The sequence below is a fragment of the Pseudoalteromonas sp. SS15 genome, assembly GCF_049257195.1.
GTDB lineage: Bacteria > Pseudomonadota > Gammaproteobacteria > Enterobacterales > Alteromonadaceae > Pseudoalteromonas.
Map to the genome: position 1 here is coordinate 23,611 of NZ_JBMMUD010000014.1, position 16,176 is coordinate 39,786.

The 16,176-nt window shown below is 41.8% G+C and carries 17 protein-coding genes; 10 read left to right on the forward strand and 7 right to left on the reverse strand.

The window, feature by feature from the left end:
- Nucleotide 1 precedes the first annotated feature (1 nt).
- Nucleotides 2-772, forward strand: coding sequence for a 3'(2'),5'-bisphosphate nucleotidase CysQ (gene cysQ, locus AAEU28_RS19980; protein WP_421965663.1), 771 nt, complete (start codon nt 2-4; stop codon nt 770-772).
- 87 nt (nt 773-859) lie between these two features.
- On the opposite strand, the gene AAEU28_RS19985 is transcribed toward cysQ, so the two are convergent.
- Nucleotides 860-2,197, reverse strand: coding sequence for a tetratricopeptide repeat protein (locus AAEU28_RS19985; protein WP_421965664.1), 1,338 nt, complete (start codon nt 2,195-2,197; stop codon nt 860-862).
- An 85-nt stretch (nt 2,198-2,282) separates the two neighbouring features.
- Nucleotides 2,283-4,913, reverse strand: a complete 2,631-nt coding sequence (locus AAEU28_RS19990; protein WP_421965665.1) for a putative bifunctional diguanylate cyclase/phosphodiesterase — start codon at nt 4,911-4,913, stop codon at nt 2,283-2,285.
- 173 nt (nt 4,914-5,086) lie between these two features.
- On the opposite strand from AAEU28_RS19990, the gene AAEU28_RS19995 reads away from it, so the two are divergent.
- Nucleotides 5,087-6,037, forward strand: a complete 951-nt coding sequence (locus tag AAEU28_RS19995; RefSeq protein ID WP_421965666.1) for an extracellular solute-binding protein — start codon at nt 5,087-5,089, stop codon at nt 6,035-6,037.
- On the opposite strand, the gene AAEU28_RS20000 is transcribed toward AAEU28_RS19995, so the two are convergent.
- Together AAEU28_RS20000 and AAEU28_RS20005 are read right to left on the reverse strand one after the other, a co-directional pair.
- Nucleotides 6,034-6,720 carry a hypothetical protein gene (locus AAEU28_RS20000; protein WP_421965667.1) on the reverse strand — a complete coding sequence of 229 codons (687 nt, stop codon included), beginning with the start codon at nt 6,718-6,720 and terminating at the stop codon, nt 6,034-6,036. The genes AAEU28_RS19995 and AAEU28_RS20000 overlap by 4 nt on opposite strands.
- Nucleotides 6,721-6,816: 96 nt before the next feature.
- Nucleotides 6,817-7,092 carry a hypothetical protein gene (locus tag AAEU28_RS20005; protein ID WP_421965668.1) on the reverse strand — a complete coding sequence of 92 codons (276 nt, stop codon included), beginning with the start codon at nt 7,090-7,092 and terminating at the stop codon, nt 6,817-6,819.
- A 333-nt stretch (nt 7,093-7,425) separates the two neighbouring features.
- Here AAEU28_RS20005 and AAEU28_RS20010 point away from each other — a divergent pair, with 333 nt between their 5' ends.
- From AAEU28_RS20010 to AAEU28_RS20040, 7 genes are all read left to right on the forward strand, one after another.
- Entirely contained in the window at nt 7,426-7,791 is a 366-nt protein-coding gene (locus tag AAEU28_RS20010; protein WP_421965669.1) for an RNA-binding S4 domain-containing protein, read from the forward strand.
- Between the two features lie 28 nt (nt 7,792-7,819).
- Complete coding sequence (locus AAEU28_RS20015) at nt 7,820-8,275, forward strand: PaaI family thioesterase (RefSeq protein ID WP_421965670.1); 456 nt, start codon at nt 7,820-7,822, stop codon at nt 8,273-8,275.
- Nucleotides 8,276-8,428: 153 nt separating this feature from the next.
- A complete protein-coding gene (locus AAEU28_RS20020; protein ID WP_421965671.1) occupies nt 8,429-8,647 on the forward strand; it encodes a hypothetical protein in 219 nt (72 codons plus the stop codon).
- A gap of 63 nt (nt 8,648-8,710) precedes the next feature.
- Nucleotides 8,711-9,808, forward strand: a complete 1,098-nt coding sequence (locus tag AAEU28_RS20025; RefSeq protein WP_421965672.1) for an NAD(P)/FAD-dependent oxidoreductase — start codon at nt 8,711-8,713, stop codon at nt 9,806-9,808.
- A gap of 112 nt (nt 9,809-9,920) precedes the next feature.
- Nucleotides 9,921-10,637: a helix-turn-helix domain-containing protein gene (locus AAEU28_RS20030; RefSeq protein WP_421965673.1), complete on the forward strand. Its 717-nt coding sequence runs from the start codon at nt 9,921-9,923 to the stop codon at nt 10,635-10,637.
- A 92-nt stretch (nt 10,638-10,729) separates the two neighbouring features.
- On the forward strand, nt 10,730-11,758 hold the full coding sequence (locus tag AAEU28_RS20035; protein ID WP_421965674.1) for a helix-turn-helix domain-containing protein: 1,029 nt from the start codon (nt 10,730-10,732) through the stop codon (nt 11,756-11,758).
- An 86-nt stretch (nt 11,759-11,844) separates the two neighbouring features.
- Nucleotides 11,845-12,981 carry a nuclear transport factor 2 family protein gene (locus AAEU28_RS20040; RefSeq protein ID WP_421965675.1) on the forward strand — a complete coding sequence of 379 codons (1,137 nt, stop codon included), beginning with the start codon at nt 11,845-11,847 and terminating at the stop codon, nt 12,979-12,981.
- Between the two features lie 56 nt (nt 12,982-13,037).
- Here AAEU28_RS20040 and AAEU28_RS20045 read toward each other — a convergent pair whose 3' ends face one another.
- Nucleotides 13,038-13,442, reverse strand: coding sequence for a hypothetical protein (locus AAEU28_RS20045; protein ID WP_421965676.1), 405 nt, complete (start codon nt 13,440-13,442; stop codon nt 13,038-13,040).
- 190 nt (nt 13,443-13,632) lie between these two features.
- Here AAEU28_RS20045 and AAEU28_RS20050 point away from each other — a divergent pair, with 190 nt between their 5' ends.
- Nucleotides 13,633-14,106 (forward strand): peroxiredoxin, encoded by a 474-nt coding sequence (locus AAEU28_RS20050; protein ID WP_421965677.1) that lies wholly within the window; start codon nt 13,633-13,635, stop codon nt 14,104-14,106.
- An 82-nt stretch (nt 14,107-14,188) separates the two neighbouring features.
- Here AAEU28_RS20050 and AAEU28_RS20055 read toward each other — a convergent pair whose 3' ends face one another.
- Together AAEU28_RS20055 and AAEU28_RS20060 are read right to left on the reverse strand one after the other, a co-directional pair.
- Entirely contained in the window at nt 14,189-14,977 is a 789-nt protein-coding gene (locus AAEU28_RS20055; protein WP_421965678.1) for an amidohydrolase, read from the reverse strand.
- Nucleotides 14,965-16,059 (reverse strand): methionine aminotransferase, encoded by a 1,095-nt coding sequence (locus AAEU28_RS20060; RefSeq protein WP_421965699.1) that lies wholly within the window; start codon nt 16,057-16,059, stop codon nt 14,965-14,967. Before AAEU28_RS20060 ends, AAEU28_RS20055 begins: the two co-directional genes overlap by 13 nt.
- Nucleotides 16,060-16,176 lie beyond the last annotated feature (117 nt).

The following is a 16,176-nucleotide window of genomic DNA, read 5'->3' on the forward strand; positions in this document are numbered from 1 at the left end:
AATGAATCAAACGGATCTGTTAGAAGAAATTTTACAACTGAGCGTTGAAGCAGGCGATGCTATTATGGGCATCTATGCGAAAGACTTTAACGTTGAGTACAAAGAAGATGAAAGTCCAGTCACCGATGCAGATCTGGCTGCACACAAAGTCATTGCAGCTGGCTTGCAACAACTTACCCCTGATATTCCGGTATTAAGTGAAGAGAGTGCTGGTATTGATTGGGCAACACGTCAAACTTGGAACCAATATTGGCTAGTTGACCCAATTGATGGCACCAAAGAGTTCATTAAAAAGAATGGCGAATTCACCGTTAATATCGCGCTTATCAAAGCGGGCAAGCCGATTTTAGGCGTAGTTCACGCCCCCGCTTTAAATGTGAGTTACCTTGCTGCAGAAGCCGTCGGTGCATTCAAGCAATGCGACGAAGCACGTATAGAACTCAAAGTCACAAAGAAAGCCAATACTGGTCTTATCAAAGTAGTTGGCTCTCGCTCACATCCATCGCCTGATTTAGCCGCTTATCTTGAGCAGTTTGATGATGTAGAAATGGTACCGAAAGGCAGCTCTCTAAAGCTTTGCTTAGTCGCAGAGGGCGAAGCAGATGTTTACCCGCGTTTAGGCCCAACGTCTGAATGGGATACAGGTGCAGGTCATGCTGTGGCTGAAATTGCAGGCGCGACCATTACTCAAGTTGATGGTTCAGCACTGACGTACAATCAAAAAGAAAGTTACCTAAATCCTTACTTTATCGTATCTAGATTAGAGGCTTAAACGTACTTGCTGAACTTGTACAAACTAAATAAAAAGCGAAGCACTTATAACAAGGCTTCGCTTTTTTCGTTGTATTAGACAACAATCCTATTGAATTCCGTACAGCACCTGCATCGCTTTATAGTCAACACCAAACGTTTGTTTAAACCAGCGGTTCACAAAGTCATTATTTGGTTCTATCTGAGCACATCGTAAAGCTTGTTCGGCGACAAATGACTGATTAACCATAGAGCAATACCTTTGCTGCCAAAGCTTATTTAGGTCACCACTAAAGTCAGCACTTAATTGCGTTAAATGCTGCTCAAACTTTTGCACCTGATTGAGATAATCAGCACTGAGCGGGACAACATCAGCTTCTGCAAACTCAATATTATGACTGCGAGTGAGATTATCGTAAGAGCCTGATTCACTGTTAGATAAGCGCAGTCCCAGCAAATTACCCGAATAGCTTACATTCACTGAATAGGTTTCTTGATGTTCCTTTAGCTGATAGGCGAATGCCTTTTCGACATCTGTCGCCAACTTATTATTTGCATCTTTTGGATCAGGCTTTAGCTCAGTCACTACATATCGCTTTTCAACCTGTCGGTAAGACGTTTGTTTACGATATTGCACTTTACCTTCCAAAGTAAGAGACAAAGTAGCAGAGCCTGTATTACTAAACCACGGACTAGACTGAAAGGCTTGCTCAAGCTCTGCCTGTGTATTATTCAACGCATAGCGATGAGCCTGTGCATTAGGTGTTTTAAAGCGTTCACGCTTACTCACTTTCAAACCAGTAAAACGAGATTTATCAGATTTATCTACTGTAAAGCTCACAGGCTGTTGCCAAAGAGCACAGTATCGTTGCGTCAACTCATGTAAATAAAAACGCTGACCTTGCACTTGCTTTGCAAGAGCTAAGCATTGCTGTTTACCGGCTTTATTTAAAGTGTCTCTGTATTGCTGTAATTCACCTGTAAGCTGAGCATTGGCAATTAAATTACGATACTCATGCTCAAACCACTTAAATGGATCTGGTTGCGATAAACCCGCAAGTTGCTTGGCTTCGGTTTTTAACCACCCTTCTACGGCTAGCACTTCTTCACGCTGTGTTGCTGCCTGCGCCCCCATAGTCTCAACATGCCATTGGTTTTGACTAGCCAACAATGACTCTAGTTTACTCGCTGCACCTCTATAGTTCGCGCCCAAGCGCAACATGCGTACTTCAATCAAGCCTCGGTCGATGATTTTACTGCGAGTTTCTGCAAGACGCTGTTTTGCTTCTACGTCTTCAGGGTCCTCTAAAAGCGCTTTTTCATAGAACTCTGCTGCTTGTTGGTACATACCTTTACCATACAGCTTGTCACCTTTCTCAACCAAACTGGTACAGGCCGAGAGCATCAGCGCTGCCACCAGCCCGATAGATATCTGTGATATTTTCATTCTCTTCCCTTTACTCTAGCCAAACTCATCGCTAAAAATCGTTCTTTGCATCGCAATATATATCAGCCTAAATTGAATGCCCAGTTTAACTGACTATGGCTAACCTTCGTTGAGCACACAATGAACTGGCATCATCTTTGTTCAATGGACGACTCATATAGTATCCCTGAGTTTGTTGACAATGTAATTTCACCAGCACATCTAATTGCTCAGACTGTTCAATGCCTTCTGCAGTCACAACCAAATTAAAACTCTTTGCAATTGCACAAATGGCTTCAATTAATTGTCTTGGTTTTTCGCCACTTTCTATCCCTTCGATAAATGCCCTATCTATCTTTAGACCATCAACGGGTAAATGATTTAAACGTGCTAAACTTGAGTAACCCGTACCAAAATCATCAATATAAATACCAAAGCCTTGCTCATGCAGTACTTCGAGCGGCTCAACCAGATTATCTTCGGTTGCCATCATCGCAGACTCGGTTAATTCAATTTTAAACTGCTCCGGCTGCAAGGCTGAGTGAGTGAATTGCTGGGTCAACCAAGCCATAAATTGCGGGCTCTGTAACTGTAAAGGCGAAACATTCACACTCATAAAAATATTGCTGCCACTATGTTGCTTCATAAACGCCATGGCTTTTGCAAACACCCATTGACCTAACATAGTGATCTTGGCGCACTCTTCAGCAATTGGAATGAACTCTGCTGGACTCACAAAACCCAAGCTGGGACTTTGCCACCTTAGTAAAGCTTCGAAACCTTTTAATATTTTGCCTCTTTGACAATAGATTGGCTGGAAGTTTAAAGACAACTCTTGATCTAAATTGATATCTTGAAGTGCACGCTCTATCTCAATTTTGCGCGCAGCCTGACATGCAATATCTCGGGTGTAGATATGAAACGCATTTTTGCCACGTTTCTTCGCCTCGTACATCGCAATATCGGCATCATGTAGCAGTTTTTCAGCTTTAATATTAGTGCAAGGGGTTGTGAATGTGCGTACACCGATACTGCCGCTTACGCTATGGGTATGCTGTTTATAAGTAAATGGCTTACGGATCTCTGACAACATATCTTCAAGTATGCCTTCGAGTGGTCTTTCTAAATTTTCTAAATCAAATAACACTGCAAACTCATCACCACCAAGACGAGCAATATCTGCAAAACTACCGAGCAACAGCTGCATACGACCCGCAAACTCCACCAGCAATTTATCACCCGCTAAATGCCCCAAGGTATCGTTGATGAGTTTGAACCTATCTAAGTCGATATAGAGTAAGATGAATGTCTTTCCTCTACTTTCTCTGGCTTCATCTACCAACTTCAGAAAAGCTAAACGATTTAGCAAGTCGGTCAAGCTGTCATGACGTGCCTTATACTTAAGCTGCTCATTAAATAGTTTATCTTGAGTGATATCGGTGATCCTGCCTTCGTACAGTACGGCATCAGGGTGATGTAACCAATGTCCGCTCTGTCTTAGCCAAATCGTACCATGCTGATCACTGCGTGCTAACCAATCTAACTCTTTATGCTGTTGTTTATCTACAACCACTTGCTGCCATAAAGCTTTTACTTCTTCATCAAGTATAAAGTCTTCTAGCGCAACCCCCTCTAACGATGCTGACTCACCCACGAGCAGCTGCTTAAAGGCAGGATTGGCTTCGATTATCTGACCTCGATGATTGAGTACAAATAACCCTTCTCGGCTATTCACGAACAAACTTTTATATTTTCGCTCTGCCACCACTTGCTGCTGTAGTGCTTGTAAGCGCTTGTCTGATTCTCGTAATACCTTTTGGTTCGCTTGATCTAAACTGGCGGTGCGCTCTATGACTAGGTTATTGATAGTCTGATTTCGGTTAGCGAGCGCTCTTAGCTGAAGCCATACTAAGATCCCGCAAATGCTGGCAACAAAAACAAAACCAATAATAATGAGCTGCCTACTCGTTAGGAAATTGGGGTTCAGCTGCTTCTTTGTATAAAGCTGTAACGTTAAAGTTCGACCATTAAAATCAATATCTCTAGACACTTTCGGCACTAGATCAGCGAGTTGATAAGTATCTTGCCAGTCACTGTTAAACACCACACGCTCATCAGCTAATACTCTCAGGTGCTGCTGAGTATTTTGATACACTTGGCTAAACAACCCCTCAAGCAATAGCGACAACTCAAAACTCAAACCAATGGCAGTTTGCAACCCAAACTCTTGAGGACGAGGTAAGATCAAACTCCACTTATTGCCGTCTTGCCAACTGAGAGTTTGCAAGGTTTGCGTATCAAACAGCATATGATTAAACGCTTCTTTCATCGCACAGCTTTCACCAAGTGTGTGTCCATAGTCAGCTAAAGGGGCAGCATTTACGATAGTGAAGAAACTATCTTCTGGTGAGGCTAGATCTGGCACTTGTACTCTAAAATCAAAAGAACCATTTTCTTGATATAACTTTTCAAGCCCTGCGACATCTGATGCTGTAATAGCATGATACACCTCTAAGCTGATCGGCAGTTCGCTATTAGATAACTGCGAGTGAGCAACTTGGTGAAACAGAGATTGCGTCGATGTTGCTGGTAAAAACGCATCTATGGCATAAATAAGGTGCCCTAATTGATCCAGCTTAGAGTTAAGTTGATACTCGTATTGAACGAGCTGTAAATCAGCACTTTGCGCTTCTTGTTTATGGTAATACTCGTTTACCACAGCACCAACATAGGCCATTAAAGAGATAAAGAGTCCACAATAAATCGTCCCGGACTGAAGCGGTGAACGGAGAAAAGAAATAAATCGGGTCACTATAGACATCGTATAAAAAAGCACTGTATCCTATATAGAACCGATAATAATTCTTATTTGCAATGAAGAAAAGCTTTCTTTTAATTTTATCCCTTTTTATGGGACAAACAACCGCTGTATACGCTCAATCACCGCAAATTAACATTTATTCATTTAGAAAGTATGAATTGATCAAGCCTGTATTGACCCAATTTGAAACCGAGTCCGGCATCAAGGTGAATCTAGTCAATGGTAAATCAAAGCGATTGCTTGCTCGTTTAAAACAGGATGGTGAAGCATCTCAAGCCGATGTGATTTTGAGCTCAGATCTAGCACAACTTCACAATCATAAGGATTTATTACAACCCATAGAAAACAGGCAAGCATGGCAAAATGTTTCTAGTGCACTGTATGATGAAAACGGCTACTGGATCAGCATCTCAATGCGTACCCGTGCATTATTCAGCCTGTCAGAGCAAACATCACAACCCATTCCAAATTCATTTGCACAGTTAAAGCAAACTGACTATCAAAGTGCGTTATGTATTCGAGATTGGCAACATAACTACAATGCAACCTTGGCCGCTGCACTGCTGACAACAGATAATAAAAAAGACAGTGACTGGTTAAAGCTCGGTAATAAATTGTTAGCTAAACGACCAAGTGGCGGAGATCGCGATCAATTACGCGCCCTGGCCCAAGGGCATTGCAAACTGGCCTTCGCCAACCACTATTATTGGCACATGATGAAGCGCGCCGATAACAAGCGTGACCAAATGCTAGCGAAAAAGCTCAGCATTCATTTCTTACAAACCGAAGACGGCCTTACGCCAGTTTCTACCACTTCGGCCGCCATTGCTAAACACGCCCCGAACAAACAAAACGCGGAGCTATTTATCGCTTTCTTATTAACACAAAAAGCCCAAGAAATTTATGCGCAAAGCTTACACGAATTCCCGGTGTTGAATGACATGATGACCAGCCATGTGCCTTTTAAGCCCAACTTACCGGCCATAAAACAAGGCCTGCTGCGCTTAGCTGATGCCAATAAATTATTGGCAAAACACTAATCAGCAAATATCGCCTGCAGGTCACAATTGAATAAACTAAACGAATAGGTGCGGTGTCCTAATACTTCATAGGTCACCGCAGGTTTGTAGCCCTGCAATGTTCTCACTTGATGTTGTTTAGCTTGATAGGCCTGCTGTTGATATGTGCCATCATCAAAGTGTCTTCTGAGCGTCAAAAATGGCTCGCTAAACTCCCACTCTAACTTTAGGCCTTTTATATCAACAGGGCTATTCATCGCTGTCCATTGCCCGTTAGTTTTAATATTAATTTGAAAGTCTTGATCGCCACAATTATGGGCAAACAGCAACTCAGGCAATACCCGCTCCGAGTAAGCGCTAGGGAAATAAAGGCCTAGATTACCTTTTGTGTAATAGTGGCCAGTATGACTGAATACTTGGCTGTCAAACCTATCGAAGCCCAAACCTCTGACAATACGTTCAACATTTTGAATATAAGCCTCTGTTACATCACCCGGGAAATACAGTAAGTGTGGCGTGTTGTACTTATCAGGCGTAGTTAACTCAGTAAATTCATAGTTAATTTGCTGCTGCTCTAACTGTTGCTTTAATTGAAAGCGCTGTGTATCAGATAAACCTTCATGATAGATATGTACAACGGGCTGTTGGCAAGCTGAAAGCACTAACAAACCAATAACCGAGGTAGAAAGGTGTTTAAAATTCAATGGACTGGCTCCATGCCTATTTTTTAGGCCAGCCTACATAATATGTCTCTTAAATGTCAATTGCTGCGACTTAACCGCCCTAAGAATTACTTTTACTTAATATACCTTTGAGAGCCAAGTCTGAACTGAGTTACGCGGATATAAGACTTCTTTAAACAATTTATGCTGTTGATGCTCCAGACCCTTTTCATGACATGGTAACCCTGCCAACACTTTATTGTGATGGGCATTAAATCGTGCCACCAAACTTAGCCCGGTTTGACGCACGAGCGCTTTAGACTTCATCAAATGCACTCTGACATCCTCTGCGGTCATTAGCCCATTAGCATCTAGGTTCATTAATTCACGTCTTAGCTGACTTCTTACACCCATGCTCACCCTACTCCTAACTGTTTAAAAGCGATGCGCAAGTTACCTGTTATTTACTGCAGAAAAATGACAAGCGCAATAAAACTTAAGACCGAATGGCTCGCGAAAAAGTTTCGTCATTCGCCTCAACTAAGCGTTATACCAATCCTCTTAATTTAGTGAGCTATTTTGAGGCAAGGAAAGCTTGTCGATAACGAGGCAAAAATTTTGCTGTTTAGTTGTTCTAAATGAGAGATTTTTAACGAGGTTAGCGGCAGCTTTAGTCCCTCAAAATGATTAAGTATTATTGAGGATTGGTATTATACTGTCGCAAAGACGACTTTTAAGGTTAGCAATATGTCTGAATACGAACCTGAATACATTGAAATTGAACTAGAAGAAGAGCCTATAGAACTATGTAACCTACTCAAAGTGCTAGATTTAGCCGAAACAGGCGGGCAAGCAAAACAGTTGATCGCCGATGGTTATGTAGGCGTTAACATGGAACTATGCACTGTTAAGCGAAAAAAAATGTACTCAGGTGACAGCCTACATTTTAATGGTGAAGATTTTTTACTAACCTTGGCTGAGGGTGTTACACCTGCAGTAAAGGCAGAGCCTACACCGCCAATAGAAGAAGCCCCAGCTAAACGCAAACGTAGTCGTAGCCGTAAAAACAAAAAAGACAGCGATACAGGCCGCCGTCCTATCTCTTTTGGTTAACCAACTCTCGATAAGCAGGTAAGTTAAGATGGCCATTTGGTATCACCCAATCACACTTGAGCTATGCCAAAAACTGGATGCAGGTTTACATGGCAAAGGCTCCCTAATGAAAACCTTAGGGATCGAAATTTCTGAAATTGGTGATGACTACCTAGTTGCCACCATGCCTGCAACAGTCGGTCACCATAACCCAATAGGTATGGTACATGGCGGTGCAAATGTGGCGCTTGCAGAAACTGTCGCCAGTTACGCCGCTAATTTTGCTGTCGATTTTGAACAATTTTATTGTGTCGGCCAAGAGATCAACGCCAATCACCTTAAGGCGTCGCGTAACGGTACCTTAACGGCCATAGCGAAACCGCTACATTTGGGTAAACGTACCTCAGTATGGGAAGTTAAAATCACCAATGCAAAAGGCGAATTGTGCTGTATTTCACGTATGACAGCAGCAGTTATTGAGCGAGCAAACAAATTACCGGTTTAAACCGCCACTTAGCCATCTCAGCAACACATGACCTGTTTAATATTCTTTATTTGATTTAGCACAATAATAGACAGAGTAGTTTATCGCGCACTACGTTTTTACAAGTTAGGCTCTAATTATCTCCTTAGTGGAATATGTATTTGGAGCTCAGTTGTGACCGCTAAAGAACAAATAAAACTGCTAAAAGTCTTCATCGTAATTGGTTTATTCCTCATAGTGACAGGCCACTTTATTATCAGCAAAGAGTGGCTCGCGCATATGGGCCCACTAGGTTTCATCATAGGCGCAGCTTGCATTGCGATAGGCTTGATTTGCTCATTACCGACTAAGATTTATTTGACGATATTGCTAATGAAAAATGAAGAGCACTAATCACTGACAACGCATCGTTCTGCTTGTTAAACTCACAGCACATTAAGTTAAGAGCATGATGTTTTGGATAAAATAGAAACCTTAGTGATTGGTGCTGGCGTCGTCGGTTTAGCAATCGGTGCCGAGCTCAGTCAATCACAAAATGTCTTAGTGATTGAACAAAATGCACATTTTGGTGAGCACACTTCAAGCCGTAATAGCGAGGTCATCCACGCTGGTATTTATTACCCCGAAAATAGTTTAAAAGCGTCGCTCTGTGTGCAAGGTAAAGCACACCTTTACAAACACTGCCAAGCATTTCATGTGCCCGTCAAACCTATTGGTAAGGTATTAATTGCACAAAACCATGATGAAACAGAAAAGCTCGAAGCCATACGCCTACAAGCACTTAACAATGGCGTTGACGATTTAATCTGGCTTTCAAAGCAAGCACTATCAAACTATGCGCCAGACCTTAACCTATGCGAGGCACTCTACTCTCCTTCTACTGGTATTATTGATAGCCACCAGCTGATGTACTCTTTTATCACACAGATTGAACAAAATCAGAGTCTGTATGTTGCAAACACACGCTTTGTGAAAGCCGTACCGAATGAAAATGGGTTTGTGGTCTATTTACAATGTGATGGCGAAGAGATGCAGTTGCATTGTAAAAGCTTAATCAATACCGCAGGGCTATTCGCACAAGATGTCGCGCGCCATATCGAAAGCTTCAATCACGACTTAATTCCTGAGCTGCATTATTGCCGCGGACAATACTTTACCTATCAGGGTAAACACCCATTCAAGCACCTTATTTATCCCATACCTGAACAACATGGCCTTGGGATCCACGCGACCCTAGATATGGCTAATCAGCTCAAGTTTGGCCCTGATACCGAATTTATTGATAACCTGAATTATCAAACTGACGCGACACAAAAAGCCAAATTTGTATCGGCGATAAAACGCTACTGGCCCAACTTAGACGAAACCAAGCTGCACAGTGATTATGCAGGCATTCGCCCCAAGCTCACTTTAAGCGGTCAACAAGATTTCGTCATTCAAACCGAGCTGCAACATGGTATAACAGGTCTGGTAAATTTATTTGGTATTGAGTCCCCCGGCCTCACCGCCAGCATGGCCATTGCAAAACATGTCAAAAACACGCTGAAAACATAGAATTAAAATAAAAAAGCTTAATATTCATAAACATTCCTAAATATTCATGTTGGTATTTATGGATGAATTACCAAGAATAAGGCGTCAATTGCCACAACAACAGGAATCGGTTATGACACTCGGACAATATATCAAACAGCTGCGTACAGATATGGAATTAAGCCAACCGCAGTTTGCTGAACGTATGCAGGTAGAGCAAAGTTATTTATCAAAACTTGAGAATGATAAATCTACTCCCTCTAATGAGGTTTTTAGGCAATTGCTCAGTGCGCTATCAATGGATGTCGATGCATTTATGTCGGGTTTAAAAGACAAAGGCAATATGGCGTCACTAAGACAGATCCCCGATCTAGATAGCTGGTACGCCTCACAGCAAGTTACCTCTGAGCATAAGCAGCGCAGATTACTTTATAGCGCCATGCTATTGATTGCCCTAGGTTCTGCAGTCTTTTATGTCGGCTTTCAAAAAGTACTCTTACCAGAACGTTTATATGAATATCGCTCTGAAGGCGTTGTATTAACAGGCGAGCCTGAAGATATTTTCTCTGTCTGGCATCAATTTACTGACACTCCTGAACAAAGAGAAATTAAAAAGCGAGAAATACGTCAAAGAGAATCTATCAAGATCATACTCACCTATACCTATCAAGGAGTACTATTTACAACTTCAGATGGCGATAACAGAAGACTGTATAGACAGGTTGTTACTTCAGAGAGAGAGCAGACCCGCCTGGGCAATGTACTAATGCAATTCTTCGGCTTACTGAGCACTATAGCTGGCTTAGTGCTACTTATCATTGAGCCAAAACTTTCGCGTCAAAGCCGTTAGTTTTTATACGACTTTAAAGAAACGCTTACATACTTTAAATTGCACTTACTAAAACGATTTGGGATAGTAAAGAAAAACACAGCCAATATAGTATGAGCGTTTCTTCACACCTGTTATTTTTCTTCTCCTCACTGGGCGCATTCAATGGCCTGTTGTTAGCGCTGTTTCTACTTTTAAAGAAAGATAAGCAAGCGACTGATAATTGGTTGGCTATATTGCTGATTTTACTGAGTGTTAGAATTGGTAAGTCGGTGGCGTTTTACTTCACACCTACGTTGGATAAAAGCATTTTACAGCTAGGGTTGACTGCTTGCTTGCTGATTGGCCCTTGTATCCTTGCTTATGTTGCACAATCGACCTTAAAAAACTTATCAATGAAGCGACTCACAATAACATTAGGCTGCTTTACTATCGCAACAGTGATCACTGGCATACTCTTCCCTTATCAAGAATATCTAGAACTATGGCAATATTGGATCTACCGCGGTTCGAGTTACTTATGGCTGATTAGTTTAGTCGTAGCGTCTGTCATGTACGCTCGAAAAAACACCCACAAATTAGCGTTATCAAAGCACTTATTAACGCAACAACCTGTTGTCGTATTAGCGGGTAGTTGGCTAATTTGGACAGCCTATTTCACCGCCTCTTATACTTCTTACATTATGGGAGCATTAAGCTTTTCACTGGTGTTATATCTTACTCTACTATTGGCACTTAAATCTAAATGGCAGGAGAAGACTTCGACCACGCAAAACAAGTATCAAAATAATAAGCTCAGCACTGAACAAACTACCCGCTTCTCAAGCTTGCTAAATAATTTAATTGCGACTGAGTTGGTTTATTTAGACCCGCAACTAACTCTGCCGCGACTTGCAAAGCGCATGGGCATCACTCACACACAGCTCTCTCAATTACTCAACGATCACTACCAAATGAACTTTAAGCAGTTCATTAATACACAACGCATAACCAAAGCAAAAGAAAGCTTGAAAGCTTATCCTGATATGCCTGTAGAAGAAGTAGCAGAGCGATGTGGGTTCAGCGCGTCATCCACGTTTTATAGTACCTTCAAGCAACAAACGGGTATGACACCAAACCAATATCGAACTACTGAAATATAAGGTTGGACTCTTAAAATATAACCTAGCTTATTGTTATATATAAATATAATTTAACTTTGTGCAGACATTACTTATGGAGCACAAAGATGAAATGGCTATATCTAATTTTAATCACCACCTTTTTAAGCCCGACTATTGGTTGGGCTAATAATCGCCTAGCAGACAACTTAGCGGTAAAACAGGTTATTCAAAACTATCTTGACGGTACAAGTAACGCGGATCCAACATTAATAAAATCGGCTTTCCACCCGCAGGCACAGCTACTACTTAACCACAGTAAAAAACCTTTTTGGCAAGTATCAGCGTCTGAATACGCGAGTTGGTTTAGTGAAAAATCAAAGTCTAGAACTGGTCATTTATTATCGCTAAAAGTAGACGGTGATACAGCGGTCGCTAGAGCCAAAATCACCACTGACAAGCCAGTAAAACAGTATATTGATCAGTTCTTATTAAAACGATTTGATGACAAATGGCTAATCGTCAGTAAAACAGCCAGCCAAATTGAAGCGGAGGAAAACAAAAAGCAACTCAAGCTTGCAGCGGGTAAGCGCGTTCTGTTTATTGCCTCAAGTGCAGACTTTCATGGTAATTCAAATCTAGCAACAGGCACCAGCTTTTCAGAGCTAGTTCATGCCTACGATGTGTTTATCAAGGCTGGTTATCATGTCGACTTCGTAACCCCAAAAGGCGGTCAGCTGCCACTTGCTTATATCAATACCTCAGATCCTATGCATCGCACATATATCTATGACCGAGACTTTATGTATGCGTTGGCTAACACTTCAAAGCCAGAGCAAATCGATGCCAGTCAGTATTTAGCCGTGCACTATGTTGGTGGTGGTAATGCCATGTATCAAGTCGCTGAGAATAAAGCACTTCAAGAAATTTCAATGCAGGTATACGAACAAAACCAGGGCATAGTGTCATCGGTGTGTCATGGTACTGCAGGTATTGTGAATTTAAAATTGAGTAACGGCGAGTATTTAGTGTCAGGTAAAACCATCAGCGGTTACCCTATTGCTTTTGAAAGAACTGATGCCGCTTATTATCAAGAGTTTCCATTTGAAATCGAAACGCTCATAAAGCAAAGAGGTGGCGCATTCAAATATGGTGAACGCAATCAGTCTTATGTTGAAATCGATGGAAGAATAATAACAGGTACTAATTTTCAGTCATCTAAGGCTGTCGCAGAAGCTATGGTGAATGCATTAAATAAGTTGTAGTCCTAATACAAGTGCCATAACTATGGCACTTGATTTTTCGTCGTCTGAGAAACGTATTAGTTCCACACGCCTGAGCGTGAATACATATAATCAGCCGTCGCACACCAGTTTACATCAGCCCATGTGTAATCTTTATAATAGATCTTATCTACACATGCCTTCATGTAGCCTTCTTCAATTTGATAAACGTCAACGACACAAGTCGTGCCTGAGCACTTACTCGCACTTGAACGATCATAAATACCACTGAACGTCCATTCAACACGTGCTACTTCTTTTGAAGTATTCACTTTAAACGCAACTTTAGGTGAGAACTGCGGGTTTGACTCAGCTCCCCAACAACGGTTTTGCGTATAGTTATCGTACTTCATTGTATCTACATAGCAAGAAACAGAGTTAGCGAAGGTATTTGTTGAGAATAGGCCTACTACAAGCGCCATCAAAGCGATTAGTTTTTTCATCTTAATTATCCTTATTAATATTTTAATTTCACTCAATAATGAGCAAGGAATAACCTACCACCAAGAAAAACAAAAATAAACACTTTATTTACATTAATTAAACACCAAATAAACCTTACTCTTTCTCGGTGTTTATCTATTAATTTTAAAGCTACACTCTTTAAAATTAATTACATTGAGAGAAACTATCATGATCGAACAAGGCCAAGCTCTACCTAATGTTGTGTTAACAGAACTGACTGCTGAAGGCATGCAAAACCACCAAGTGACTGAGTTATTTGCAGATAAAAAAGTGGTTTTATTTGCCGTGCCAGGCGCTTTCACACCAACGTGTTCAGCGGCTCACCTACCTGGCTATGTGGTACTTGCTGATCAAATCAAAGCAAAAGGCGTTGATATTATTGCTTGTGTGTCTGTTAACGATGCATTCGTAATGAAAGCCTGGGGCGAAGCACATAATGCTAGCGAGTTAATGATGCTAGGTGATGGCGATGCGGCATTCACTAAAGCCATTGGTCTAGATAAAGAAACAGGCAGTTTTGGCGGTGTGCGCTCACAGCGTTATGCCATGATCATTGAAAATGGCGTGGTTACTGAGCTTGCAGTAGAAGCGGCAGGTGAATTTGAAGTATCAAAAGCGGAATCTATCTTAGAAAAACTGTAATGCGCTATTGAAGCAAAAAGCATGAGTAACAAAAATGGGCACGTATTTACGCGCCCATTTTTATTTATCTAATCGTTAATATCTAAAAATTAATCGAAAAATCATCCGCATCTAGATGGGCTGGAAAGCTTTTTCTAAATTGCTCAAGTTTCTCTTTGTTAAGTTCGGTGATCACAACTCCAGGCTTGTTATCTTCACTCTGAGCCAAAGGCTCACCAACAAAATCATAGGCAGCCGTACCACCATTATGCGCAATGCCATTACCATCCTCACCTACGCGATTACTGGCTAACACGTAACATTGGTTTTCAATGGCGCGCGCTTGTAACAAGGTATCCCAAATGCGGCGACGTGCTGCTGGCCAGTTAGCAACATTGACCATCACATCATAGTCGTTGCGATTACGTTGAAATACCGGGAAGCGTAAGTCATAACAAATTTGCGGCAACAATCTAAAACCTTTAATGGTGAAAACTTTACGAGAATCGCCTGCTCGCACAAAGTCACCTTCTTTGCCTAAGCAAAATAAATGGCGCTTATCATAAAATTCAAAGCTGCCATCAGGCCAGCACCAATAAAAACGATTGGCTTTCTTGCCCTGTTGCTCAACCAGTACAGAACCCGCAACCACTACATTATGCGCAGCCGCTTGCGTTTGCATCCAGTTAAAAACTGGCCCTTGCTCAGCTTCTGCAACATCTAGGTTAATCGCAAACCCTGTGGCAAACGTTTCAGGTAAGAGAATTAAATCAACCGACTCAATGTGCTGTAATTGCATCGTTAGGTTGTCTAGATTTTGCTGCGGCTGTAACCAGGCAATATCGCTTTGTACTAAGGCAACTTTTAAATTTTCTGAGTTTATAGCTGACATAACTTCTCCGCAGCTGCAATCAGGGTTGAGTCTTCTTTAGCAAAACACAAACGGATCACTTTGTCGTTTGGTGCTTGGTTATAGAATACACTTAACGGAATGGCAGCAACGCCCACGTCTTTGACAAGGTATTCGCAAAACGCCACATCGTTTAATTCTGAAATATCGCTATAGTCGAGAAGTAAGAAATAAGTGCCTTCGCTTGGCAAAATTTTAAAGCGACTCGGTGCAAGCGCTTCGATTAACAGGTCGCGCTTTTGCTGATAGAACGCGCTTAACTCGTCAATGTGCTCAGGCTGCTCGGCCATCGCATCGGCGATAGCCAACTGTGCTGGCGTGAAACTCGAGAAGTTGACATACTGATGGATTTTACGAAATTCCGTCATCAATGCAGCAGGCGCAACACAGTACCCCATCTTCCAACCTGTACAATGGAATGTTTTACCAAAACTCGACACCACAAAACTGCGGGCAAATAAACGCTCATCACGTAAAGCACTTAAATGCGCTTGCCCATCAAAGCAAATGTGCTCGTACACTTCATCGCTGATCAAATATAAGTCATGCTGTTCAAGTAAATGTTTTAACGCCTCAATATCTGCTTGCTTTAACGTCTTAGTGCTTGGGTTGTGGGGCGAGTTGATAATAATGGCTTTGGTTTTATCTGTAATTGCCTCAGCCACTTGCTGCCAGTCAATTTTATAATCTGGCGCGGTTAGCGAGATATGCACGGTTTTACCGCCTGCTAACTCAATTGCTGGCTTATAAGAGTCGTAAGCTGGGTCAAATACAATCACTTCATCTACAGGACTAACTAATGCCTGAATAGCCACATATAAAGCCTCGGTTGCACCCGATGTCACCGTAACAGAATGCTCTGCATTCACCGTCAGGCCATACTTGCGCTCAACCAATTGCGCGATTTGCTGTTGTAAAGCAGGGACACCACTCGATGGCGCGTATTGATTAAAACCACTTTGGCTGTAATGTGCCAATCGCTCTTTTAGCAGCGTTGGTGCATCAAATTCAGGAAAACCCTGAGATAAATTAAATGCTTGATACTGATTTGCCAAACCAGTCATTTGCGAGAATATACTCACGCCTAAATTAGGTAATTTACTTTGCACAAGGGCCCCTTTTTTGTTGATGGTGCTTTCGCACGAGCGATGCTATCATTGCCAAAAATAGATGTATAGCCG